The 23,637-nt window shown below is 42.4% G+C and carries 20 protein-coding genes, 1 pseudogene and 1 other annotated feature; of the genes and pseudogenes, 14 read left to right on the plus strand and 7 right to left on the minus strand.

Annotated features, from left to right (window positions below):
• Positions 1-393: 393 nt before the first annotated feature.
• From mnmL to LRQ06_RS10450, 3 genes are all read left to right on the plus strand, one after another.
• Positions 394-1,326, plus strand: a complete 933-nt coding sequence (gene mnmL, locus LRQ06_RS10440) for a tRNA modification radical SAM protein MnmL/YtqA (protein WP_232766267.1) — start codon at positions 394-396, stop codon at positions 1,324-1,326.
• A gap of 91 nt (positions 1,327-1,417) precedes the next feature.
• Positions 1,418-3,778, plus strand: a complete 2,361-nt coding sequence (gene arcB / locus LRQ06_RS10445) for an aerobic respiration two-component sensor histidine kinase ArcB (RefSeq protein WP_373054828.1) — start codon at positions 1,418-1,420, stop codon at positions 3,776-3,778.
• A 3-nt stretch (positions 3,779-3,781) separates the two neighbouring features.
• Complete coding sequence (locus LRQ06_RS10450; protein ID WP_232766269.1) at positions 3,782-4,216, plus strand: hypothetical protein; 435 nt, start codon at positions 3,782-3,784, stop codon at positions 4,214-4,216.
• Between the two features lie 94 nt (positions 4,217-4,310).
• Here LRQ06_RS10450 and arcA read toward each other — a convergent pair whose 3' ends face one another.
• On the minus strand, positions 4,311-5,027 hold the full coding sequence (arcA, locus tag LRQ06_RS10455) for a two-component system response regulator ArcA (protein WP_232766270.1): 717 nt from the start codon (positions 5,025-5,027) through the stop codon (positions 4,311-4,313).
• A gap of 312 nt (positions 5,028-5,339) precedes the next feature.
• Between arcA and LRQ06_RS21040 the strand changes: the two are divergent.
• The 5 genes and pseudogenes from LRQ06_RS21040 to thrC all read left to right on the plus strand — a co-directional run.
• A pseudogene (locus LRQ06_RS21040) lies at positions 5,340-5,621 on the plus strand (DUF3293 domain-containing protein); the annotation flags it as partial.
• Between the two features lie 129 nt (positions 5,622-5,750).
• Positions 5,751-6,233: a putative 4-hydroxy-4-methyl-2-oxoglutarate aldolase gene (locus LRQ06_RS10465; protein ID WP_232767154.1), complete on the plus strand. Its 483-nt coding sequence runs from the start codon at positions 5,751-5,753 to the stop codon at positions 6,231-6,233.
• A 166-nt stretch (positions 6,234-6,399) separates the two neighbouring features.
• Positions 6,400-6,515 (plus strand) — a sequence feature (Thr leader region).
• A gap of 28 nt (positions 6,516-6,543) precedes the next feature.
• Complete coding sequence (thrA, locus tag LRQ06_RS10470; protein WP_232766271.1) at positions 6,544-9,003, plus strand: bifunctional aspartate kinase/homoserine dehydrogenase I; 2,460 nt, start codon at positions 6,544-6,546, stop codon at positions 9,001-9,003.
• A 1-nt stretch (position 9,004) separates the two neighbouring features.
• Complete coding sequence (thrB, locus tag LRQ06_RS10475; RefSeq protein ID WP_232766272.1) at positions 9,005-9,976, plus strand: homoserine kinase; 972 nt, start codon at positions 9,005-9,007, stop codon at positions 9,974-9,976.
• On the plus strand, positions 9,973-11,256 hold the full coding sequence (thrC, locus tag LRQ06_RS10480; protein WP_232766273.1) for a threonine synthase: 1,284 nt from the start codon (positions 9,973-9,975) through the stop codon (positions 11,254-11,256). Before thrB ends, thrC begins: the two co-directional genes overlap by 4 nt.
• Positions 11,257-11,320: 64 nt before the next feature.
• Here the strand turns inward: thrC and grcA are convergent, their stop codons facing one another.
• Entirely contained in the window at positions 11,321-11,695 is a 375-nt protein-coding gene (gene grcA, locus LRQ06_RS10485) for an autonomous glycyl radical cofactor GrcA (RefSeq protein ID WP_232766274.1), read from the minus strand.
• Between the two features lie 325 nt (positions 11,696-12,020).
• On the opposite strand from grcA, the gene nfo reads away from it, so the two are divergent.
• The 3 genes from nfo (at position 12,021) to LRQ06_RS10500 (ending at position 14,509) form a co-directional block, all read left to right on the plus strand.
• Entirely contained in the window at positions 12,021-12,872 is an 852-nt protein-coding gene (gene nfo, locus LRQ06_RS10490; RefSeq protein WP_232766275.1) for a deoxyribonuclease IV, read from the plus strand.
• A 315-nt stretch (positions 12,873-13,187) separates the two neighbouring features.
• Complete coding sequence (ung, locus tag LRQ06_RS10495) at positions 13,188-13,865, plus strand: uracil-DNA glycosylase (protein ID WP_232766276.1); 678 nt, start codon at positions 13,188-13,190, stop codon at positions 13,863-13,865.
• Between the two features lie 89 nt (positions 13,866-13,954).
• Positions 13,955-14,509: a hemerythrin domain-containing protein gene (locus LRQ06_RS10500; RefSeq protein ID WP_232767155.1), complete on the plus strand. Its 555-nt coding sequence runs from the start codon at positions 13,955-13,957 to the stop codon at positions 14,507-14,509.
• An 83-nt stretch (positions 14,510-14,592) separates the two neighbouring features.
• Here LRQ06_RS10500 and LRQ06_RS10505 read toward each other — a convergent pair whose 3' ends face one another.
• Positions 14,593-14,772 (minus strand): DUF3545 family protein, encoded by a 180-nt coding sequence (locus LRQ06_RS10505; protein ID WP_232766277.1) that lies wholly within the window; start codon positions 14,770-14,772, stop codon positions 14,593-14,595.
• A 650-nt stretch (positions 14,773-15,422) separates the two neighbouring features.
• Between LRQ06_RS10505 and LRQ06_RS10510 the strand changes: the two genes are divergently transcribed.
• The 3 genes from LRQ06_RS10510 (at position 15,423) to LRQ06_RS10520 (ending at position 18,534) form a co-directional block, all read left to right on the plus strand.
• On the plus strand, positions 15,423-16,859 hold the full coding sequence (locus LRQ06_RS10510; RefSeq protein ID WP_232766278.1) for an alanine/glycine:cation symporter family protein: 1,437 nt from the start codon (positions 15,423-15,425) through the stop codon (positions 16,857-16,859).
• A 108-nt stretch (positions 16,860-16,967) separates the two neighbouring features.
• On the plus strand, positions 16,968-17,741 hold the full coding sequence (yaaA, locus tag LRQ06_RS10515; RefSeq protein ID WP_232766279.1) for a peroxide stress protein YaaA: 774 nt from the start codon (positions 16,968-16,970) through the stop codon (positions 17,739-17,741).
• Positions 17,728-18,534 (plus strand): TatD family hydrolase, encoded by an 807-nt coding sequence (locus LRQ06_RS10520; RefSeq protein WP_232766280.1) that lies wholly within the window; start codon positions 17,728-17,730, stop codon positions 18,532-18,534. Before yaaA ends, LRQ06_RS10520 begins: the two co-directional genes overlap by 14 nt.
• Positions 18,535-18,590: 56 nt before the next feature.
• Here the strand turns inward: LRQ06_RS10520 and LRQ06_RS10525 are convergent, their stop codons facing one another.
• From LRQ06_RS10525 to LRQ06_RS10540, 4 genes are all read right to left on the minus strand, one after another.
• Positions 18,591-19,556, minus strand: a complete 966-nt coding sequence (locus tag LRQ06_RS10525) for an ABC transporter permease (protein WP_232766281.1) — start codon at positions 19,554-19,556, stop codon at positions 18,591-18,593.
• Between the two features lie 3 nt (positions 19,557-19,559).
• Positions 19,560-20,672 carry an ABC transporter permease gene (locus tag LRQ06_RS10530; RefSeq protein ID WP_232766282.1) on the minus strand — a complete coding sequence of 371 codons (1,113 nt, stop codon included), beginning with the start codon at positions 20,670-20,672 and terminating at the stop codon, positions 19,560-19,562.
• Entirely contained in the window at positions 20,669-22,228 is a 1,560-nt protein-coding gene (locus tag LRQ06_RS10535) for an ABC transporter ATP-binding protein (RefSeq protein ID WP_232766283.1), read from the minus strand. The genes LRQ06_RS10530 and LRQ06_RS10535 overlap by 4 nt, the downstream gene beginning before the upstream one ends.
• Positions 22,229-22,364: 136 nt before the next feature.
• Positions 22,365-23,360, minus strand: a complete 996-nt coding sequence (locus LRQ06_RS10540) for a BMP family lipoprotein (RefSeq protein ID WP_232766284.1) — start codon at positions 23,358-23,360, stop codon at positions 22,365-22,367.
• Positions 23,361-23,637 lie beyond the last annotated feature (277 nt).

A 23,637-nucleotide genomic window follows, 5' to 3' on the forward strand; every position in this document is an offset into this window, starting at 1 on the left:
GTTGTGAGAAAAACAATCCATGGTGATATTCAAATTGTTATTACTCTTATTTCAGAGTTTTATTTGGTGGGGTATGAATATCACCGTCATTTCTATTTTTATTTATCTTTCAAAACTGATAAATATCAGAGTCGAAAACCTAAACATCCTACAATTTTGTTACAGCGAATTCCAATAGAAAATGTTATGAAACGCACTTTTTTTTGGAAAAAAATCGGTTCTTTCCATTACTTTTCTCTGACATTTTGTGTTAAATGCTGAAAAATCACCCCTTTATTGATATTTACCAGAATGAAACCTTTAATTACGGACTAAAATTGCCATTTAAAGCTCACAATAGTGATTCAAAAAATCTTTTTTTGAATGATATTTATTCTCATTTTGGTGTGAAAATTGAAACAATTGCACGAATTAGTCAATACCATAGGTCAGGACCTGAAACACAGATATGGCGAAAAAGTTCATAAACTCACTTTACATGGTGGGTTTAGTTGTCCTAACCGGGATGGGACGATTGGCCGTGGCGGCTGTACTTTTTGCAATGTGTCGTCTTTTGTTGATGAAACTGCGAAAGTGGTATCGATAAAGGATCAGTTGAAAGACCGGGCGGTGGAAGTAACCCGCGCCAAAAAGTATCTGGCGTATTTCCAGGCTTATACCAATACCTATGCGGAAGTTCAGGTTCTGGATAAAATGTATAAGGATGCCTTGCAGTCTGCAGATATTGTCGGATTGTGTGTGGGAACCCGGCCGGATTGTGTGCCGGATGAAGTGTTAGAACTGCTAAGCCGTTATCGCAAACAAGGGTATGAAGTTTGGCTGGAGTTAGGTCTGCAAACCGCTAATGACAGGACTCTGCATAAAATAAACCGGGGACACAATTTTCAAAGTTATGTGGATATTACCCGTAAGGCGAGAGAACTGGGGCTGAAGGTCTGTACCCACCTTATTGTTGGTTTACCGGGAGAAGGAAAAGAGGACAACCTCACTACGATGGCGCAGGTTCTGGATGTTGGCACTGATGGAATTAAGCTACACAGTCTTCATATTGTTAAAGGGAGTGTCATGGCGAAATCCTGGGAAGCCGGACGATTAGAAGCACCTTCACTGGAGTTTTATGTTGATACCGCCAGTGAACTAATCCGAATGACACCACCAGAAGTGGTTTATCACCGGGTGTCGTCTGCAGCAAGAAGGCCAACGTTATTATCACCGTTGTGGTGTGAAAATCGCTGGTTGGCAATGACGGAAATTGAGAAAGCATTAAATCGTGATGGAGCCCAGGGGTCACTGATTGACCGTCCGTTTTTCCGTTCTCCTCAGTAAACATGAAAAGTAGGGCAGCATAGACTTACTTTTTGAAATATGTGATAAAGATTAATTAATTGATATTACATTGGAGTTGTCAATGAAACCGATGAAGAATCTGGCGCAGTATTACGTCGACTTGCTTGTTAAATTAGGTATTCTGCGTTTTTCAATTTTATTGGCATTGGCACTCGTTGCTTTGGCTGTTGTTGTACAGGTAGGACTTACGCTGGTATTCAATGGTTTTGTGGACGATATTGATATCATCCGCTCCGTCTTTTTTGGTCTGATTATTACCCCCTGGGCCGTGTATTTTCTTTCTGTGGTCGTAGATCAGCTTGAAGAATCCCGTCAGCGGCTATCTAAACTGGTGTCAAAGCTGAAAGATATGAGGTTTCGTGATCAGGAACTGAATTACGAGCTTCAGCAGAATATTGCAAAATTAAATCAGGAGATAGAAGAGCGAATTAAAGCGGAAGAAGCACGGAAAGAAGCCATGGTGGATTTGGAAAATGAAGTTTACCAGCGAGAGAAAACCCAGATGGAACTTGCTGAGCAAAGTGCGTTGCTCCGTTCTTTTATTGATGCTTCTCCCGATTTGATTTATTACCGGAATGCCAATGGCATCTTTTCTGGTTGTAACCGGGCTATGGAAGAGCTGATCGGTAAACGGGAGAGTGAGTTGGTTGGTTTGTCGCCTCAGGAAGTTTATACCGAAGACGTTGCCTCATTAGTTATTGAAACCGATGAGCACGTATTTAAGAATAATTGTTCGATTACTTACGAACAGTGGCTTGAATATCCCGACGGCCGGAAAAGCTATTTTGAAATCCGTAAAGTGCCTTTTTATTCGAATGACGGTCGTCATCTGGGGTTGGTTGGGTTTGGCCGTGATATTACGGAACGTAAGCGTCATGAGGAATCGTTAGAAAAAGCCAGCCGTGAAAAGACCACGTTTATATCCACAGTCAGTCATGAATTAAGAACGCCTCTGAACGGTATTGTTGGCCTGAGCCGCATGTTACTTGATACTAAACTCGACGATGAACAGCGTAAACACATGCAGACCATCAATGTCAGTGCTGTGACACTGGGGAATATTTTTAACGATATTATCGATATGGATAAATTTGATCGTAGAAAATTAGAGCTCATTCCTGAAGCTCTTAATTTTGAAGATTTTATCGTTGAAATCGATAGTCTCGCTTCGTTAATGGCTGAGCAGAAAGGGCTTCGTTTTGATCTGGACCGACTAACCGATATCCCTTCTGTGATTGAAGTGGATGCAACTCGTCTGCGTCAGGTACTCTGGAATTTGTTAAGTAATGCAATGAAGTTTACCAGAGAAGGGGGGGTTGTGATGACGGTCAGTGCTGATATTCATGAGTCTGATGTTGAAATCTTAATTGACATTGAAGACACCGGAGTTGGTATTCCTGACGCGGAGTTAGAAAAGATTTTTGCAATGTACTATCAGGTAAAATCTGATAAAGGAAATCTTCATGCGGTTGGTACCGGGATTGGACTGGCTGTGTCGAAACAGTTAATGAATATGATGAATGGTGATATATCGGTTTCGAGTGAAGAAGGCTTTGGAAGCACATTCACAGTTTCTTTTACTGCGCCGCTAATTGATGACTCAATGTTGATAACCGAAATGCCATGTGAACAAAAAAGCTTGAATATTTTCATGGTCGAAGATATTGAATTAAATGTTACCGTTGCTCGTTCATTACTGGAAAGTCTGGGACATACTGTGACTGTTGCGATGACAGGGCAGGAAGCTCTTGATAAATTCCGTGTTGATACGTTTGATTTAGCTTTTCTTGATATTCAGTTGCCGGATATGACCGGGTTCGATGTCGCAAAAATAATCAGAGAGCGTTTTGAGGAGCAATCATTGCCGCCGCTGGTGGCATTAACGGCAAACGTTCTTAAAGATAAAAGTGAATACCTGAAGAAAGGGATGGATGATGTAGTCAGTAAACCCTTATCCGTTGCTGCAATAAAAGATGTCATAGACAAACTGGTTAATGATGATAACCGCCCTGAGGACATTATTAATGAAATGGATAAACAGTCTGGTCAAGAGATCTCGGAAATGGCACATGAAGAGCAGAAATACCATCAGATACTAGATATTGACATGTTGACCTCTTATGTTGATATTGTGGGAGTTAAACCGGTGTTAGACAGCATTGAAATGTTTGAAGAATTGATGCCTGGCTACATTGAGGTTCTCGATTCAAATATGATGGCTAAGGATCAGGATTCCATTGTTTCTGAAGCTCATAAGATCAAAGGTGCCGCCGGTTCAATTGGTCTTGCCAGAATTCAGAAAGTCGCGCAGAAAGCACAAACGCCGGATGCTCCTGCCTGGTGGGAAAACATTAGTGATTGGGTTGACGAGATTAAAAATGAGTATTCAAAAGATATTCAGCTTTTAAAACAATGGTTAGAAAGCAGGTAATCTATGAAGTCATATATATTAGCGGGTTTGTTAAGTATCGTATTAGCCGGATGCTCTAATGGGGATCGGGCTGAACTCGGTGAGTTTCCGAATTTCTCTGAAGTGACAGGCGCAGAGGTCGAAGTGACAAGCAACTTTTGGGTTGATGATACTCGGTCTCAGATGGAGGGGGATGTTTATCTTGTTTCTCACGCTTCGCTTCCAGCTGATTATGAGATAGAAAAAGTCATACTCTATCAGGGAACGAATGTGACAACGCTTTCCAAAAATCAATTAGATCTGGATATCAGTAATGAGAGTTTGTGGGAAATTCACTTTCAACTGAATACATTAAAGTTATCGTCACCGATTGATGTACTTGTCCTGCTGCATAATGACAGAGAAAAAGCATGGTTGATAGACAAAAACGTGTCAATCGACCGTGTTACGGGAAGCTAGGTCTGTATCCCGAAGATAGATATTAAAAAACCTCAGTGATTAATACTGAGGTTTTTTCTAGGTGAATTAAAAATCGCAGAGTGAGATTTTGGGGTTATGCCTCGATATCACCACAGAAGCGGTAACCTTCGCCGTGAATAGTGGCGATAATCTCGGGTGTACCTGTTACCGATTCAAAATGTTTACGAATGCGTCTGATGGTTACATCAACAGTACGATCATGCGGTTTTAGTTCCCGGCCAGTCATTTTTTTCAGAAGGTCCGCACGGGTTTGGATTTTTCCTGGATTCTCACAGAAATGAAGGAGGGCCCGGAATTCAGAACGTGGCAGCTTGTATGAATCACCATCCGGATTGACCAGTGAACGGCTGTTGATGTCAAGCTCCCATCCGTTGAAGCGGTATGATTCGACGTTGCGTTTTTCTTCGTGTACGGCATTCGTTGTCATCGAACGGCTGAGAAGGTTACGGGCACGAATGGTCAGTTCTCTTGGGTTAAACGGTTTCGTGATGTAATCATCGGCGCCAATTTCCAAACCAAGGATTTTATCCACTTCATTATCGCGTCCGGTTAAGAACATAAGAGCAACATCTGCCTGTTCCCGTAACTCTCGCGCAAGTAACAATCCATTCTTCCCGGGCAGGTTAATATCCATAATTACCAGGTTGATGGATTGTTCAGACAGTACGGTGTGCATATCTTCGCCATCGCTGGCTTCAAATACAACGTATCCTTCGGCTTCAAAAATACGTTTAAGCGTATTACGGGTGACTTGCTCATCTTCTACAATAAGAATCTGCGGGGTTTGCATCGGCGGTACCTGAAAAATTGTTAATAAGTTGTATCAAAACGAAATAAGCTATAGGTAAAGATAACATACTAATAAAACTATGTTGATATTAACCTAATGCACCCAAAAAGCATACTTTGATTCGTTTTCCGCCTTCCGTGGGGGTTGTGGCTGCTTGCCGTTGTTGTCTTGGGCTTTAACGGGCGTATTCTATATTCTTAACAGCATAGTAACAATGGTTAAATGTTCATTCCCTACAATTGTTTGATTTATATCAAGAGCTATTAACCTTCATATAACAATAGTAATATTTAGGAAAAACAGGAATATATAATGATTAAGCCTGAGCTCTGGCATGCTTATGCGGATACGGTTTTTGATCTATCCCATGAGATTTTATTTCCACAATATGCGATTATTACTGCGTGGAACCCTTTTAGCGACAGAATGTCTTATAAACAAAACTGCGCGAATAATGAGAAATTAAAAAAAGATCTCCGTAGTCGTCTTTATTGGCCCGTTATCGCAGGTGATCGCAAATTTGAATGGTATGAAGAGAGCTTTGCTGTTGAGATTCCATTACCGGATGCAATTCACCTTGGGAAAAAATACCGTCAGAATGCCATCTTTTATGTTTCTGCCGGAGAGTTGTATTTATATTCGTGTGTCGATGAATATTCGTGTCATATAGGGATTGCTGCAGAGAGATTTATAAAAAGCTTTAATGAGAATCATGGAGGAATAATGAAAGATATCACCCCAGTTATTTGTGATAAATATGCATCTGATGTCCAGTTACTTGATCTGCCACTGCATAACTTTGGTTACCGGAGTGTTTTTTTTGGTCAGGTTGTCACCGTTAGTTGTTTTAAAGACAGCGCTAAAATCATTGAACAACTGAGTCAGGATGGAAAAGGCAAAGTGTTGTTTGTCGATGGTAATGGCTCTTGTGATGCCGCTTTATTTGATGACCAAACTGCTGCTATCGCCATGAAAAATGGTTGGGAAGGCGTTGTTATTTATGGTGCATTACGAGATGTTGGTGCTTTGGCGGACAGAGACATTGGTATTAAAGCTTTGGCAGCCTGTCCTAAAAACTCGGCGAATCATGACTCAGGCCATGTCAATCTGACTTTAAGAATTGCCAATCAGTCTATCCAACCTGGAGATTACTTATATTCGGATTGGAATGGCATTGTGCTGTCAACCAAACCGCTCGATTTTTAATCTTTTTACTGAATTAATGATCGTTTTTTACGCTTTTACTGATTCATTTCCTGTTTAGCTAAAAAAACTTAAGTTTTGGTTGACTTGAGTAGCGTAAATAAGGTAAATGTAGAGGCAGCAAACATAAACTGATTAAAAAGTGAATTTGTAAATGAACGCAATTTGCCCATTAGTAATGATTACCACCATTATTATTACCGACATTACGTATGTTGGGGCAGGCTGCTGAGCGAAATTTTAGAAAAAAGGGCCTGCATTCAATAAGATGCAGGCCCTTTTTTTATGTCTATTTGAAGTATTGGAGGAAGGGATGCGTGTATTAAAGTTCGGTGGTTCGTCGTTAGCTGATGCCGATCGGTTCTTAAGAGCTGCGCAAATTGTGGCAAATAATTCCAAACAAGAAGAGGTGTCTGTTGTTCTGTCTGCTCCGGGAAAAACAACGAATAAATTGGTCGCTATTATTGAGTCTGCGCTTAAAAATGGTGAAGCAGAATTACAGATTGAAGAACTGAAAACCTCATTTGAACAGTTATTTAATACTATTCAGCAAGAACTACCGAATATCGATGGAACGGCTTTCCATGAAGTCGTGAATAAATCGTTATCTACGCTCCGTCAGTTTGTTCATGGCATAGGGTTGTTGGGTATGTGTCCCGATCATGTGAATGCCCGTATTATCAGTAAGGGTGAGCGTATATCAATTCAACTGATGAAAGCCGTGCTGGAAGCAAAAGATCAGAAAGCCCATTTAATTGATCCCGTTGAATATTTTTATGCTGAAGGCAACCATCTGGAAGCCATGGTCGATGTTGATATTTCAACAGAAAACTTTAAACGCAACCCGTTACCGGACAATCATGTAATTATTATGCCAGGTTTTACTGCAGGTAATGAAAAAGGGGAATTAGTTTGTTTAGGCCGTAATGGCTCTGATTATTCTGCTGCTGTACTGGCTGCCTGTCTGAGGGCCGATTGCTGTGAAATCTGGACTGATGTAGATGGCGTTTATAACTGTGATCCACGGCTGGTTCATGATGCACGCTTGCTCAAGTCACTGAGTTATCAGGAAGCGATGGAACTGTCATACTTTGGTGCTTCCGTTCTCCATCCCAAAACCATTGCTCCTATTGCCCGCTTCCAGATCCCATGTTTAATTAAAAACAGTTTTAACCCTCAGGGAGCCGGTACTCTTATCGGTCAGGATACAGGTGAAGATAATTTACCGATTAAAGGCATTACGACACTGAATAGTCTGACGATGGTTAATGTCTCCGGTCCTGGAATGAAAGGCATGGTTGGTATGGCAAGCCGAGTGTTTGGTGCCATGTCTTCTGCCGGCGTTTCGATCGTTTTGATTACACAGTCTTCATCTGAATATTCTATCAGCTTCTGTATTGAAACTGAGGATAAACATAAAGCAGAACAAACACTGGCTGAAGCTTTCGAACTTGAGCTTAAAGATGGCATCCTTGAACCGGTTGAATTTATCAGTGATGTTGCGATTGTGACTTTAGTCGGTGATGGAATGAGAACCACCAGCGGTATTGCTTCTCAGTTCTTCCGTTCTCTGGCCGAAGTGCACGTGAATATCGTGGCCATTGCTCAGGGGTCATCGGAAAGGGCGATTTCAGCGGTTATTTCTGAAGATAAAATTTCAGAAGCCATTAAAGCCTGTCATGAAAACCTGTTTAACGCTAAACATCATTTGGATGTCTTTGTTGTCGGTGTCGGTGGTGTTGGTGGTGAGCTTATTGATCAGATTGCCCGTCAACAACCAAAGCTGGCGGAAAGAGGCATTATCATCCGGGTATGTGGTCTGGCAAACAGTAAAGGGTTGCTGCTCGATGCTGAGGGTCTGCCTCTTGATAACTGGCGTGACAGAATGTCCGGTGTGTCAGAGGAATTCAGTTTAGCCAGACTCATTGCTCTGGTTCAGCGTAACCACATTATTAACCCTGTTCTGGTTGATTGTACTTCCAGTGATGATATTGCCAGCCAGTATGCGGACTTTATTTCGGCCGGTTTCCATGTTGTTACCCCGAACAAGAAAGCGAACACAGCCAGTATGGCTTACTATCAAGAACTGCGAAAAGTTGCCCGTCGTGCGCGCCGCCGTTTAATGTATGAAACAACGGTCGGAGCTGGTCTGCCGGTAATTGAGAACCTGCAGAATCTGATAGCGGCCGGTGATGAACTGGAACGATTTAACGGTATTTTATCCGGTTCTCTGTCTTTCATTTTTGGAAAGCTGGATGAAGGATTAACATTAAGTCAGGCCACTCAGATTGCAAAAGACAAAGGGTTTACTGAGCCTGATCCCCGGGATGACCTGTCCGGTATGGATGTTGCTCGTAAATTGCTGATTCTGGCCCGTGAATCCGGAATGAAGCTGGAACTTGATGATGTGAACGTTGAACTGGCATTGCCGCCGGGATTTGATTCTACCGGTTCGGTTGATGACTTTATGGCCCGTTTGCCGGAAGCGGATGAATACTTTAAACAGCTGCAGGCAGAAGCAGACAAAGAAGGCAAGGTCTTACGTTATGTCGGCGAAATTGCGGATGGAAAATGCCAGGTCAGAATTGCAAAAGTGGGTGAAAACGATCCAATGTTTAAGATTAAGGACGGTGAAAACGCACTCGCATTTTATAGCCGTTATTATCAGCCGATTCCACTGGTATTACGTGGTTATGGTGCCGGTACCGAAGTCACTGCCGCAGGAGTTTTTGCGGATGTGATGCGTACTCTGGGCTGGAAATTAGGGGCATAATATGAGCGAGCAGAAATCAGGCGTTGTTGTTTACGCACCAGCCTCTATTGGCAATGTTAGTGTGGGGTTTGACGTTCTGGGGGCCGCAGTGTCACCTATTGACGGTACATTACTGGGAGACCGGGTTGAGGTTAAAAGCAGTGACAACGAATTTTCTTTGAATTTAGTTGGTGACTTTGTATCTAAACTGCCTCCCGAGCCAAAAGACAATATTGTTTATGACTGTTGGGTTGTATACAAAAGAGAGCTGGAGAAAAAGGGAATACAGATTGAGCCACTGCAAATGACGCTGGAAAAAAATATGCCTATCGGTTCAGGACTGGGCTCCAGTGCCTGTTCCGTCGTTGCGGCGTTAGATGCTTTGAATCAGTTTCATCATAACCCATTGTCAGAAATGGAACTGCTGGCATTAATGGGGGAAATGGAAGGTAAGATTTCGGGTGGTGTTCACTACGATAATGTTGCGCCATGCTATCTTGGTGGTTTACAGCTTATGCTTGAAGAGCTGGGTATTATCAGTCAGGAAGTCCCTTGCTTTGATGAATGGTACTGGGTTATGGCTTATCCGGGCATTAAAGTGGCTACGGCAGAAGCCAGAGCCATTCTTCCGTCTCAGTACCGTCGTCAGGATGTTATCGCTCACGGTCGTCATCTGGCCGGGTTTATTCATGCCTGCCACTCTAATCAACCTGAATTGGCGGCTAAACTTATTAAAGACGTGATCGCAGAACCATATCGTGAGAAACTTCTTCCTGGTTTTGCAGATGCCCGTCGCTATGCTGCGACAGCCGGTGCATTAACGACAGGAATTTCGGGCAGTGGTCCGACGTTGTTCAGTATTTGCAAAGAAAAGAGCGTTGCTGAGCGAGTTGCTCGGTGGTTAGAACAGAATTATGTACAAAATGAGGAAGGATTCGTCCATATTTGTCGTTTAGATAAACAAGGTTCGAAACTGACAGGAAGTGAGCTATGAAGCTTTACAATATAAAAGAGAATGATGAACAGGTATCTTTTGGTCAGGCCGTTCGCCAGGGGCTGGGCCGAAATCAGGGATTATTTTTCCCATCAGAATTGCCAACGTTTGATGATATTGATGGGTTACTGGCGGAAGATTTTACGACTCGTAGTGCGAAAATATTGTCTGCTCTTATTGGCGATGAACTTGCTCCGGAAAAAGTCTCCGAAATGGTTAATGCGGCTTTTCAGTTTCCGGCTCCTATCAGTCAGGTAAAAGATGGCGTTTATGCGCTGGAACTGTTCCATGGTCCGACTCTGGCATTTAAAGACTTTGGTGGCCGCTTTATGGCTCAGTCTTTAGCTGCGGTATCCAATGGCGGTAAAATTACCATTCTGACCGCGACTTCCGGTGATACCGGAGCGGCGGTTGCCCATGCCTTTTATGGAATGGAAAATATCAACGTTGTGATTCTTTATCCAAAAGGCAAAATTAGTCCACTACAGGAAAAACTGTTCTGCACGTTGGGCAAAAATATTCATACCGTTGCCATTAACAGTGATTTCGATGCTTGCCAGTCATTGGTCAAACAGGCATTTGATGATCAGGCGTTACGTGATGAAATCGGTCTTAACTCAGCAAACTCGATTAACATCAGTCGTCTGATGGCACAAATTTGTTATTACTTTGAAGCCGCGGCTCAAATGAGTAAAGAAGAGCGTGAAAATCTGGTGGTGTCCGTTCCTAGTGGTAACTTCGGTAATCTGACGGCCGGTCTGCTTGCTAAAGCACTGGGTCTTCCTGTTAAGCGCTTTATTGCAGCAACGAATGTTAATGATACGGTTCCCCGTTATCTTGAGAATGGGCAGTGGGATCCAAAACCAACGATTGCAACAACGTCAAATGCCATGGATGTGAGTCAGCCGAATAACTGGCCCCGAATTGAAGAGCTTTGCCGTATTAAGCAATGGGGACTGGACACATTAGGTAAAGGCGCTGTTACCGATGAGCAGAGTGCTGAATCCGTTAAGGAGCTGAATCAGCTTGGTTATCTGTGTGAGCCTCATGGTTCGATTGCTTATCGTGTTCTCGGTGAGCAACTTCAACCGGGAGAAACCGGGTTATTCCTATGTACCGCTCATCCGGCTAAATTTAAAGAAGTGGTTGATGATATTTTAGGGACCGATATTGAGCTTCCTGCGCCATTAGCAAAACATGCCGCGATGGAATTGTTATCAGAAGAACTAGATAACGATTTTGAAGCATTGAAAACCGTATTACGCAGAGTTCAGAAATAATATACGGCAAGTTCACAGGTATAAAAAATGGCGCAAATTGCGCCATTTTTCGTTTGTCTGACAATTACAGAGATTCTGTAAAAGTACGAGCGATAACATCGCGTTGTTGTTCTGGTGTCAGAGAATTAAAACGTACAGCGTATCCGGAAACACGGATGGTTAGCTGTGGGTATTTTTCTGGATGATCAACGGCATCCATAAGAGTTTCCCGTTTCAGAACATTAACGTTCAGGTGTTGACCACCTTCAATTTTAGGTGCAGTTTCAATAGCAACTTCACGACTTTCGTATTCACCCAGCTCATTTAATGCGACGACCTGGTTTTCTTCGTAGCCAGAACCTGCAACACAACGAGCTTCGTTGGTTTCTGAATCAAGAAGCCAGATAGAATTGATAAGATCATCGTTAGCTGCTTTAGTAATTTGAATACCTTGAATCATTACGAACTCCTAATTTTAATGAGATTATTTGGTGTTTATTTTCAATAATTTTGCTGAGCTGCTCATTATATACCAAATAACCATACTAAAAATATTGATTTATATCAAGCTTGATTAATATATTGACTTGTTTGACGATCTTGTGAATTGATTAAAATCAACTAAATCTTCGTTAGTTTTGCCATGTACAAACTTTTTTAAAATATAAAAAATTGTTTATACGTAAATTTGTTGTAATTTTACTACATACGCTTTGAGGTTTGATGAAATGAATAAGCGATTGATATACTGTGATAAGGTTAATTAAACAAGAGATTTCAGGTGAATGAAAAGTGTGAAATGGGTAGGAGCACATGTATCCGCTGCCGGAGGTGTTCAGAATGCACCGCTCAGAGCAAATGAAATAGGGGCAACTGCTTTTGCTTTGTTTACTAAAAATCAGAGGCAGTGGAAAGCAAAGCCTCTGGATGAAACGACGATAACAGCATTTAAGACTAACTGTAAGAAATATGGTTTTAGTGCCGATCAAATTCTTCCTCATGACTCGTATTTAATTAATTTAGGAAATCCCGATAAGGAAAATCTGGAAAAGTCTCGCTTTGCTTTTTATGACGAAATGGCAAGGTGTGAGCAGTTAGGGTTAAAGCTGCTTAATTTTCATCCTGGAAGTCATCTGAAAAAAATGCCAGAACAGGATTGTCTGAAACGAATTGCCGAGTCGGTTAATCTTGCCCATGAGCAGGTCGGAAGTGTCATTACTGTTATCGAAAATACGGCAGGCCAGGGGACGAATCTCGGACACCGTTTTGAGCATCTTGCTTATTTAATTGAACTTGTTGAAGATAAAGAACGGGTTGGGATTTGTATCGATACCTGTCATCTATTTGCGGCAGGATATGACCTCTCAACGGCAATGGCTTGTGAGAGTACATTTGAAGAGCTGGATCAGGTTGTCGGTATGCACTATTTAAGAGCAATGCATTTAAATGATTCAAAAACACCTTTAGGTGGGCGTGTTGACAGGCATCATTCTCTGGGAAAAGGGCATATCGGTTTGGAGTGCTTTGAATTTATTGGTAAAGATAAGCGGTTTAATGGGATTCCCCTGATACTTGAAACGATTGAACCGACATTATGGCCTGCTGAAATTGATCTGGTACAATCTTTTCATTCATAAGATATATTGATTTTCAATTCTTGATAAGTTGGCATCATTTTTTCATAGCATAATATGAGAAAACGCTCTTAGTTACCAGTTAATTACATAAATGTGAATTTTGGAGGTCTTTATGTCTTTCTGCTCTGTACTTTGCGCAGCTGGTCGACCAGCACCCCGGATGCCAATGCCAAACCGTCATGTGAATGGTCAGGGACATCACCGGGCACCACAACGACCGTCTCATATATCGTACTGATTAATCGTTGAAAATGATGTCATGTCATCTGGTTTGTCGTTAAAATAGTTGTAAATTGGACAATTTAGGAATGTTTTATGACAAACCCAATTTCATGGCATGATGTAATCGGTGCCGAAAAGCAGGAGCCTTACTTCCAGCAAATTATGTCATTTGTTGAGTCGGAGAGACAAAGTGGTAAAGTGATTTATCCTCCCGCCCATGATGTCTTTAATGCTTTCCGGTTTACTGAATTTTCCGATGTTAATGTCGTTATTATCGGACAGGATCCTTATCATGGACCTCAGCAGGCTCATGGTCTCTGTTTTTCTGTACGGCCAGAAGTTAAAACGCCGCCTTCTTTAGTTAACATATACAAAGAGTTAGCAAGTGACATTCCCGGTTTTTCAATTCCTGAACATGGTTATTTAAAAAGTTGGGCCGCTCAGGGTGTATTGTTGCTTAATACGGTTTTGACTGTTGAGCAGGGTAAAGCGCATTCTCATGCAAATTGTGGCTGGGAAACCTTCACGGATAAAGTGATTGCCGTTATTAACGAGCAACGGGAAAATGTCGTTTTTCTTCTGTGGGGCGCTCATGCACAGAAAAAAGGACGAATTATTGACCGTCAGAGGCACCATGTTTTGACTGCACCTCACCCATCTCCACTTTCTGCTCATCGTGGTTTTTTAGGTTGTGGCCATTTTTCAAAAACAAATCAAATACTTAATAATGCAGGTAAGGCGCCAATTAACTGGCAACCAGTACTTAACTGAAATGTAAATTTTGTTTTTTCGACTGGAATCAAAGCATATTTCATCAATGTTTTATACAATTAGGTTGGCAAATGCATTGGAGAAGCATGATGATGATAGAACGGATCAGGCGTGAACATGGATATATGACGCGCCTATTAGCCATATTGAAAAGTCAGTATCAACGATTGCAAACAGAGCAAAAAGTTGATTATCGGTTGGTGAAAGATATAGTTGATTACTTATCTTCCCATTCAGAAACGGTACACCACCCCAAAGAAGATTTAATTTATCATTACTACGTAGAAAAATACGGTGATGATAAACACATTGCTGATCTGGCTGAAGACCACGTTGCGCTGGCTAAAAAAACACATCACTTTATGGATATTATTGAGATGATTTTGCAGGATGCCATCGTTCCTCAGGAAGTGTTTATGGAGCAGCTGGCTGAATTTATTACTTCTCAGAAACAGCATCTTGATTTAGAAGAAAGAGAAATTATTCCTATTGTAAATAAAACATTTGTCGCTGCAGACTGGGAGTTTCTGGAAAGTCAGTGGGAACAGAGCGAAGATGATCCTGTCTTTGGAGATAATATTGCCGATCGTTATAAACAGCTGGCTGAACTTGTAAGAAACTTCAAACAAGAAGAAAAAGTCTGAGCCTTGTGTTTTAGCTATATCATATCGTCTAAATCAAAGAAAAAATGAATAAAAAAGGCTCATAAGAGCCTTTTTTAAAAAAATTATAATTTGATGTCGTCTACATCAAGACAAACATCCATTTCCAACAGTTCTTTTTCTAATCGTCGTCTGTCTCTGATTTCCTCTATTTCCCGCCACATTCTTTTGGACGGTTTTGAACGTTGAGAGCGAATTTTGTTGATTTCTTTTTCTAGAAGTTCTACCAGGATTAAATCGTCCATAATTTAGCCTCTTTATGCCATTGCCAACAATATGACAGCTGAATAGATAACATACTTTCACTTAAATTAACTTTGAAATATTTCTCAAATATTTCTTAAATGTTTCTATTTGATGACGTTTTTTCTATTTTTCGTAACAAAATCACAAAAAATAAGAGGTAAAAACGTCACATAGTATTGTTGAGGTCAGGACATTGAGTGGAATTATGTAAATTTTTTTAACTTTCTTGAGGTGAATCTTCGATCAAAATTAAAATGCCATATTTCATTAAGACATCGAAAATTTCACAAATTAAGAAAAATTCCGGTCATCCTGACCAACCAATTTCCCTTTACAATGGTGTTGACGAAAGAATCTCTTTTTTTATGTCTTTTGTAAAGAATAAATTCAAATAATGTGTAAAAAATGTTAAATCAAAATAACCCCATGTTAAGTTTGTCTGGCATGTACAAAACTTGATATACATCAGTTAAGTTGATTTTTTGCTATTTAGATAGCATTATCCCCGAGTAAAAATAAGCAGTCCTTATTTTTATAAGTCAGAAAAAGGAAAACTAAGATAACGCTTCTTGGTTAGTTTCGAGTCAAGAATCAGAATGGATGTGCAACAGAATTAACAGACTCTAGTCTATGTCCGCCCGAGGTTTTTGTGACAGATTTAATCAATTTAATGAACGATCTTCTTTGGGGATCGATACTGGTTTACCTTCTTGTTGGCGTGGGGTTGTATTTCACCTTTCGTTTAAGCTTTATTCAGGTTCGCCATTTCAAACATATGTTTCTGGTGCTTAAAAATTCCCGGCGTGTTGATAATTCAGGAATCTCTTCTTTTCAGGCTTTATGTACAAGCCTTGCAGCCCGAGTTGGAACCGGGAATATGGCAGGGGTTGCGGTTGCTCTGACTGCAGGTGGTCCCGGAGCTATTTTCTGGATGTGGGTAACGGCCATGGTCGGTATGGCAACGTCATTCGCGGAAAGTACATTGGCTCAGCTTTATAAAACCAAAGATGATGATGGTAATTACCGTGGTGGTCCTGCGTATTATATGGAGAAAGGCCTTGGAATGCGCTGGATGGGAATTCTTTTCTCTGTTTTTCTGATGATTGCCTTTGGTCTTGTATTTAATGCGGTTCAGGCAAATTCGATTACAAATGCACTGACGACGGCATTTGGTTTTCAACCGGTTTACGTCGGCGTTGGAATTATGGGGTTATCGGCATTTGTTATTTTGGGTGGTGTAAGAAAAATCGCCCGGACAGCTGAGATAATTGTTCCTTTTATGGCGCTTGTTTATTTGGCGATTGCACTGTTTGTCCTGGTGATTAATATCGAAAAATTACCGGCAGTAATCACTTTAATTGTCAAAAGCGCATTCGGTTTTCAGGAAGCGGCAGCCGGTGGATTGGGGTACATGGTTGCCCAGGCGATGATTAATGGTGTTAAACGAGGGCTATTTTCGAACGAAGCGGGGATGGGGTCTGCTCCTAACGCGGCAGCATCTGCAACACCATATCCTCCTCATCCGGCTTCTCAGGGATACGTTCAGATGCTCGGTGTCTTTATTGATACGATTGTTATCTGTTCATCTACTGTAGCGATTATTCTCATGTCCGGAGAATATGTTCCACATGGAGAGGTTACGGGAATTGAACTTACCCAGAGAGCGCTTAACGCTCAGGTTGGTGACTGGGGGGGGATTTTTATTGCCTGTGCGATTTTTTTGTTTGCTTTTACCTCTATTATTGCCAACTATTCTTATGCAGAAACCAACTTAGTCTTTCTGGAGCGTAACCATAAGAAAGGACTGTTGATCTTCCGAATGGTTTTCCTTTGTATGGTGCTGTTTGGTTCTCTGGCTACGCTGCCTACGGTGTGGGCGATGGCAGATGTATCGATGGGACTGATGGCGATTGTTAATCTGGTGGCGATTCTTTTACTGTCAGGGATTGTTGTGAAACTGGCAAAAGATTACAACCAGCAACTGAGATCAGGAAAAGTGCCAACATTTGATGTTAATGATTATCCGGAGCTTAAGTCTCAGTTAGAAGAGGGAATCTGGGATCAGCCTGAAAATGGAGATGATTGATTCTATCTATTTCTGATATCGGAAAAGCCATGCAGACATTGCATGGTTTTTTTTGTTACTTTAGGATGGAAAACCATATAAAAATAAACAATCAGGAATTTTAAAGTCATGCTTATTGTCGTCTCACCAGCAAAAACATTAGATTACGAATCTCCGCTTGTTTCGGAGATCTTTACCGTCCCTGAGTTTACCGAACATTCACAAGAATTAATTGATGTATGCCGTCAGTTGACACCGGCAGATATCGCTTCTCTGATGAAAGTCAGTGATAAAATTGCCGGTTTGAATGCCGTACGTTTTGAAGAGTGGAGTCCATCGTTTTCCTTTGATAATTCACGGCAGGCTGTTTTCGCTTTTAAGGGCGATGTCTACACCGGTCTGGATGCTGAAACTCTGTCAGAAGAGGATTTGAAATACGCTCAGAGTCATTTGCGAATTTTATCCGGGTTGTACGGTATACTCCGTCCACTTGATCTAATGCAGCCATATCGTCTGGAGATGGGGACAAAACTGGAAAATCCACGAGGAACCAACTTATATCAATTCTGGGGGGATCGGATCACCGATAAGATTAATGATTCTTTGGGTGAACAAAGTGATCAGGTTTTAGTCAACCTGGCATCCAATGAGTATTTTAAGTCGGTAAAAACCAAGAAACTGAGTGGTAAGATGATAACGCCGGTCTTTAAAGACTGTAAAAGCGGTCGTTATAAGGTGATCAGTTTTTATGCGAAGAAAGCCAGAGGCATGATGGCGCGCTATATTATTGAAAACCGGATTGATGAGGTTGAGCAGCTTAAATCATTCAACACCGCCGGTTACTATTTTGTTGAAGCGGAATCCTCTGATAAAGAGTTTGTTTTTCACCGTGAAGAACGCTAATTCCCCATGTTCATTTTTGGTCGATACTCACTGTCATTTTGATTTTGATGCCTTTTCTTCTTCTTTTTCTTCAGAACTGGAAGAGGCTATTAACAGGGGTATCCGAAAACTGATTGTTCCGTCTGTCGGAGTTCAGAATTGGCGTCGGGTTGAAACGTTATCGGAACAATACCCCGGCATTATTTATCATGCATTGGGTATTCATCCTTATTTTCTGTCGTCAGTTGATGAGCGGATACTGACAGAATTTCAGAGTGCGGTAGACCGACGACAGAATTCCTGTGTCGCGATTGGTGAATGTGGTCTGGATGCGACGGTTAATATACCACTTGAAAAGCAGCAGGATATACTGACGGCGCAGTTTGATATAGCTATCAAGAGCTCATTACCCGTGATATTGCACAGCCGGAAGACCCATTCACAAATTGCCGGGATGGTCAGGAAATATCCGGCATTGTCTGGAGGCGTTGTGCATGCTTTTACCGGAAGTTATCAGCAGGCCAAAGTATTTGTTGATTTAGGGCTGAAAATTGGGGTCGGTGGGACGATCACTTATCCAAGAGCAAATAAAACCCGACAGGCTATCAGCCAACTGCCTTTAGAGAGTCTTGTTCTGGAAACCGATGCCCCGGATATGCCAGTCTCCGGACATCAGGGAATGCCTAACCATCCTAAGTACCTGCAACGAATCTTGCTTTCACTGACTGAATTACGTTCAGAAAAGGCCACCGATGTGGTGAAGCAGTTATGGATAAACAGCCATTCGCTTTTTCAGTTACCAATAGACAGGTAAGAAAAAGGGTATCAGGTCCCCTTTTTCTTATAGGATGTTTGCCTTCTCAGCCGGTGCTATTCACGTTCTTTAGTGTACGGAACACCGATTGCTTTCGGTGCAATAGCGGTGCCGATGAATCCGGCCAGCAGGAAGACAGTCAGAGCGTAAGGTAATGCTTCTATCGCCTGTACCGGTATGACGATGCCATCAATCGTCACGCCCTGCAAACGAATGGCTAAAGCATCTAAGAAACCGAACAGCAGGCAGGCACTCATGGCTGTGACCGGTCGCCATTTACCAAAAATTAATGCAGCAAGAGCCATGTAGCCTTTACCGGCACTCATATTCGGTAAAAACTGAGCAGTTTGCCCTACGGATAGGTACACCCCTCCCAAACCGACTAAAATGCCGCAAATGACCATTGCACTGTAGCGCATACCAATAACAGAAATTCCCGCTGTATCGACAGCAGAAGGCGACTCACCCACTGCTCTTAGCCGTAATCCGAAACGGGTTTTAAAAAGGACATACCATGAAATAGGGACGGCAATAAAAGCAATGTACTCAATAACGGAATGACCACTGATTAGCTCAGAGTACAAAAGGCCAATGATCGGCGTGTCTTTCACGGCATCAGCTCCGGGAAGCGTGATAGGGGCAAAACGGGCTGCCCCGGAAAGAGATGGTGTCTGACCTCCCTGATGAAACCAGTAACGTCCCAGCGTGACGGTTAATCCGGCGGCAAGAATGTTGATGGCCATACCGCTGACAACCTGATCACCCCGGTGAGTGATGCTGGCAAATCCGTGGATCAATGCCAGAAGAACAGAAACAGAGATTCCTGCCAGTAAGCCAATCCATGCCGAACCGGTGGTGTGTGCGACAGCTGCACCGGCAAAAGCGGCGGCCAGTAGCTTACCTTCCAGTGCAATATTGACGACACCGGAACGTTCACTGAACATGCCGGCCAGTGAGGCTAGGATTAATGGTGCTGCTACCCGAACTGTAGAGTCCAGCATGAGAATTATTGTTTCAAACATAACTTATGCTTCTCCTTGTGGTTTCACGGGCGCCAGACGAAGATAGAGTTTTTCTAACGACGGGCGGAACATGTGCTCTAAAGCGCCGCAGAATAAAATGACAAGTCCCTGAAGAACAACAACGATATTTCTGTCCACTCCATATTCAAAACTTAATTCAGCACCTCCCTGATACAGGAAGCCAAACAGAAGGCTGGCCAGAAAAATACCGATAGGATGGTTTCGTCCCATTAATGCAACAGCAATACCGGTAAAACCAAACCCTTCAACAAAATTCAGCTTTATCTGATGCAGTTCTCCCTGAAGAACATTCAGTCCAAAGAAGCCGGATAACATACCGGAAATAAGCATGGTGATAATAATGATTTTTATGTAGTTGATGCCGGCATAGGTTGCCGCTGAGGGGTTGGAACCAATTGCCCGGATTTCATAGCCCCAGCGGGTGTGCCAGATGAACAGCCAGACAAACACACAGCAGAGTATGGCAAAGAAAAAGCTGATGTTAAGAGGGCTTGATGCCATTTTTATTCCCAGCAACGCAAACACATCATGCATTTTGGGTAGCCAGCTGGCTTGAGTAAAAACCCGGCTTTCGGTTGCCATGGAATTTTCCGGTTTGAAAATATCAACCAGCAGATAGGCCATCAACGAGGCTGCAATGAAGTTAAACATGATGGTGGTGATTACAATATGAGAGCCCCGTTTTGCCTGTAAGTAGGCGGGAATGAAGGCCCAACCGGCACCAAACAGTCCGCCGGCTATGATGGCAACGGGAAAAATAATATACCAGGGCGCGACATCACCAAGCGTCAGACAAACAATACCAACCCCAAGTCCGCCTATGTACGCCTGGCCTTCGACTCCGATATTGAATAAACCGGCATGGTAGGCAACGGCAACAGCCAGTCCGGTAAAAACAAATCCAGTGGTGTAGTAGAGCGTATAGCCCATTCCTTCGGCGTATCCGAACGCACCTGTCCACATTACTTTTATTGCATCAAGCGGATTGATATCAATATACAAAAACAGCAGGGCTGAGACTAAAAAGGCAACGGCAATATTGACGGCCGGTAATAGACCTATGGATACCCATGCCGGTACTTTGGCTTGGCTCATGATGGCTCTCCAGATTTTTTGATATGGTTGGGAACGATGTTTGCCATCATCAGCCCTAATGTTTTTTCGTCAGCCTGAGAAGAATCGATTTCACCCACGATCTCCCCATCAAAGACAACAATGATCCGGTCTGCGAGAGAAAGAATTTCATCCAGTTCAACGGAAACCAGTAAAACGGCTTTGCCGGCATCACGACAGGCAATAATTTGTTGGTGGATATATTCAATCGCTCCGATATCGACTCCGCGGGTTGGCTGTCCGATCAGCAGGACATCGGGATTTTCTTCCATTTCTCTGGCAATCACCAGTTTCTGTTGGTTGCCTCCAGAGAAATTGGCGGTTTTCAGGTGAATATCACTCGGGCGGACATCCCACTTTTCCATGCTTTCCTGACAACACTCTTCGATGGCTTTTTTATTTTGTAGTAAGCCATTGTTGTATTTGTTCAGATGGTGATATCCCAGGATGTAAGCTTCCTGAGCCTCAAATTTGTTGATCAGTCCTTGTTTGTGACGATCTTCCGGAATGTGTCCGACACCCATCGCCCGAATCTTGCGGGGATCTGCCGGGTTCTGAGCGGTAATTGTGTGCCCATTGAGTTCTATTTTTCCGGAGGATGGTTTGAGTATTCCGGATAACAGACTGAGAATTTCGGATTGCCCGTTCCCTGATACCCCGGCAATACCGACCAGTTCGCCTTCCCGGACAGAAAAACTGATCTCCTTAACCCGGGTAACGCCAGAGCTGTCGATGTAGCTGAGTTTTTCGACACGAATTTTCTCTTTTTGGGGAATGGCTTTATCTTTTTCAACTTTGAGGCGAACTTTACGCCCTACCATTAATTCTGCGAGAGATTCACGGTCTGTGGTCGAAGTTTTGACATGGGCAACCATCTGTCCCTGACGCATGACGGAAACATTATCGGTAATCGCCAGAACTTCACGCAATTTATGCGTAATGATCATGACTGTTGTACCTTGTTCCCGTAATTTTTTCAAAATGCTGAACAGGTGATCCGCTTCTTGTGGGGTAAGGACTCCCGTAGGTTCATCGAGGATTAAAACATTGGCGCCACGATAGAGCGCTTTCAGAATTTCGACCCGTTGTTGCAGGCCGACAGGGAGTTCTCCAACAATCGCATCAAGAGGAACTTCAAGCCCATAATCTTTTTCGAGCTGTTGAAGCTTTTTTCTGGCTGATGATAAGCTTTCTTTTAATTTCCAGCCCTGTTCTGCACCCAGAATGATGTTTTCCAGTACCGTAAATGTATCTACTAACATGAAATGTTGATGGACCATTCCGATCCCGGACCGGATAGCAGCCTGAGAATCTGAGGGACGATATGGCTGTCCATCTACTTTCATATTACCGGAATCTGGCTGATAGAAGCCATAGATGATGCTCATCAGGGTTGATTTTCCGGCTCCGTTTTCTCCGATAATTCCGTGAATAGTACCTTTAGGAATCTGAAGATCGATTGCCCGGTTGGCGTGCACAGCTCCAAATCGTTTATCGATATTTTTGAGCTCAATTGCGTAGTCTGTCGTTCGGGTCACATTAACATCCTGAACAAAATTTAAAAAAATTAATACCTTAACGTAAGAAAAAAATAACAGTGTTATCTCTTATCAATACACGACAACGCCGCTATTGGCAGCGGCGTTATGGTATGGGTACTACTTTATGTCCTGATTAGTACGTACAGGTATTATTGCTCATATAGTCATGAACAACGATTTTTCCTGAGACGATTTCCTGCTTTAATTTCTCCATATAAGCTTTCATATTGTCGGTAATTAAAGCTTCGTTATTCTTATCTAATGCCCAGTCAACGGCACTTTCTTTCAGGCCAAGGACCTTTACGCCAGGTTTCCAGTCGCCTTTGATTTCTTCTTCCCAGCTATCTTTTGCCGCTTTGCCCACAAGTTTTACCATGGATGTCAGCATTGTTCCCGGATGAAGATGGTTTTGGTTTGAATCCACGCCAATAGCATATTTATGGGCATCGGCTGCCGCCTGATACACACCAAGCCCTGTACCACCGGCAGCGGCATAAATTACGTCAGCGCCCTGAGAAAATTGAGATTTGGCTAATTCAGAGCCTTTTGCCGGATCAGAGAAAGCTGCTGGTGTTGAACCGGTCATGTTTTCTAATACTTTGATGTCAGGCTTAGCATATTTTGCACCCTGTTCATAACCACATTCAAACTTACGGATCAGAGGGATATCCATTCCACCGATAAAACCAATTGTGCCTGTTTTGGAATATTTGGCTGCTAATGCCCCAACAAGGAAAGAACCTTCATGTTCTTTAAAGACAACAGACTGAACATTTGGTTTGTTTACGACCATGTCTAAAATGGTGAAGTGAATGTCAGGAAATTCTGTTGCTACTTTCTCTACCGCTGAACCCATATTGAAACCGACGGCGACAATCGGACTGAATCCGCGACTGGCCAGACGGCGTAATCCCTGTTCGCGCTGGGCTTCATTCTGAGGTTCGAATTCTCGTACTTTTACGCCTTCCGCTTCCATTGGTTTGACACCATTTTGGTAAACGGCTTCGTTAAATGATTTGTCAAACTTACCAGCTGTATCGTAAATAACAGCCGGTTTTGCTTGCGCAAGAACCTGAAATGAAGAAATTGCTAACGCAATAGTGGACAATTTTAGTATGGTTTTTTTCACCGCTTATTCCCTTTGTTGCACTGCTGTTGTGTTTGTCTTAAAACCGTTAAAGACAACGAGTATAAAATTTCGGATATTTTATCTTTACGTCGAAAAAAAGAAATCGATTAACCCCACATCAGTTCGCTTTTTCTGAGTTTTTTGATTTGACTCAGGATATTATTGTTAAATTTTTGTAATAAAAAAAGCTTTTTTTATTTTAAAGTGCTTTTTTATGAAAAACGGGGTCAGTACTAATCAGTGGACTGAGTTTTTTCGTGTTAAATTTTGTGAGATT

This window comes from Vibrio salinus (genome assembly GCF_021272385.1).
GTDB classification, from domain to species: domain Bacteria; phylum Pseudomonadota; class Gammaproteobacteria; order Enterobacterales; family Vibrionaceae; genus Vibrio; species Vibrio salinus.

What these genes read in the sequence shown, in the direction of transcription:
- yaaA (WP_232766279.1), top strand. Translation starts at nt 16,968, where the DNA reads ATGCTTATTGTCGTCTCACCAGCAAAAACATTAGATTACGAATCTCCG.
- grcA (WP_232766274.1), bottom strand. Translation starts at nt 11,695, where the DNA reads ATGATTCAAGGTATTCAAATTACTAAAGCAGCTAACGATGATCTTATC.
- LRQ06_RS10525 (WP_232766281.1), bottom strand. Translation starts at nt 19,556, where the DNA reads ATGTTTGAAACAATAATTCTCATGCTGGACTCTACAGTTCGGGTAGCA.
- arcB (WP_373054828.1), top strand. Translation starts at nt 1,418, where the DNA reads ATGAAGAATCTGGCGCAGTATTACGTCGACTTGCTTGTTAAATTAGGT.
- ung (WP_232766276.1), top strand. Translation starts at nt 13,188, where the DNA reads ATGACAAACCCAATTTCATGGCATGATGTAATCGGTGCCGAAAAGCAG.
- LRQ06_RS10450 (WP_232766269.1), top strand. Translation starts at nt 3,782, where the DNA reads ATGAAGTCATATATATTAGCGGGTTTGTTAAGTATCGTATTAGCCGGA.
- LRQ06_RS10505 (WP_232766277.1), bottom strand. Translation starts at nt 14,772, where the DNA reads ATGGACGATTTAATCCTGGTAGAACTTCTAGAAAAAGAAATCAACAAA.
- thrC (WP_232766273.1), top strand. Translation starts at nt 9,973, where the DNA reads ATGAAGCTTTACAATATAAAAGAGAATGATGAACAGGTATCTTTTGGT.
- thrB (WP_232766272.1), top strand. Translation starts at nt 9,005, where the DNA reads ATGAGCGAGCAGAAATCAGGCGTTGTTGTTTACGCACCAGCCTCTATT.
- arcA (WP_232766270.1), bottom strand. Translation starts at nt 5,027, where the DNA reads ATGCAAACCCCGCAGATTCTTATTGTAGAAGATGAGCAAGTCACCCGT.
- LRQ06_RS10465 (WP_232767154.1), top strand. Translation starts at nt 5,751, where the DNA reads ATGAAAGATATCACCCCAGTTATTTGTGATAAATATGCATCTGATGTC.
- LRQ06_RS10530 (WP_232766282.1), bottom strand. Translation starts at nt 20,672, where the DNA reads ATGAGCCAAGCCAAAGTACCGGCATGGGTATCCATAGGTCTATTACCG.
- thrA (WP_232766271.1), top strand. Translation starts at nt 6,544, where the DNA reads ATGCGTGTATTAAAGTTCGGTGGTTCGTCGTTAGCTGATGCCGATCGG.
- nfo (WP_232766275.1), top strand. Translation starts at nt 12,021, where the DNA reads ATGAAAAGTGTGAAATGGGTAGGAGCACATGTATCCGCTGCCGGAGGT.
- LRQ06_RS10500 (WP_232767155.1), top strand. Translation starts at nt 13,955, where the DNA reads ATGATGATAGAACGGATCAGGCGTGAACATGGATATATGACGCGCCTA.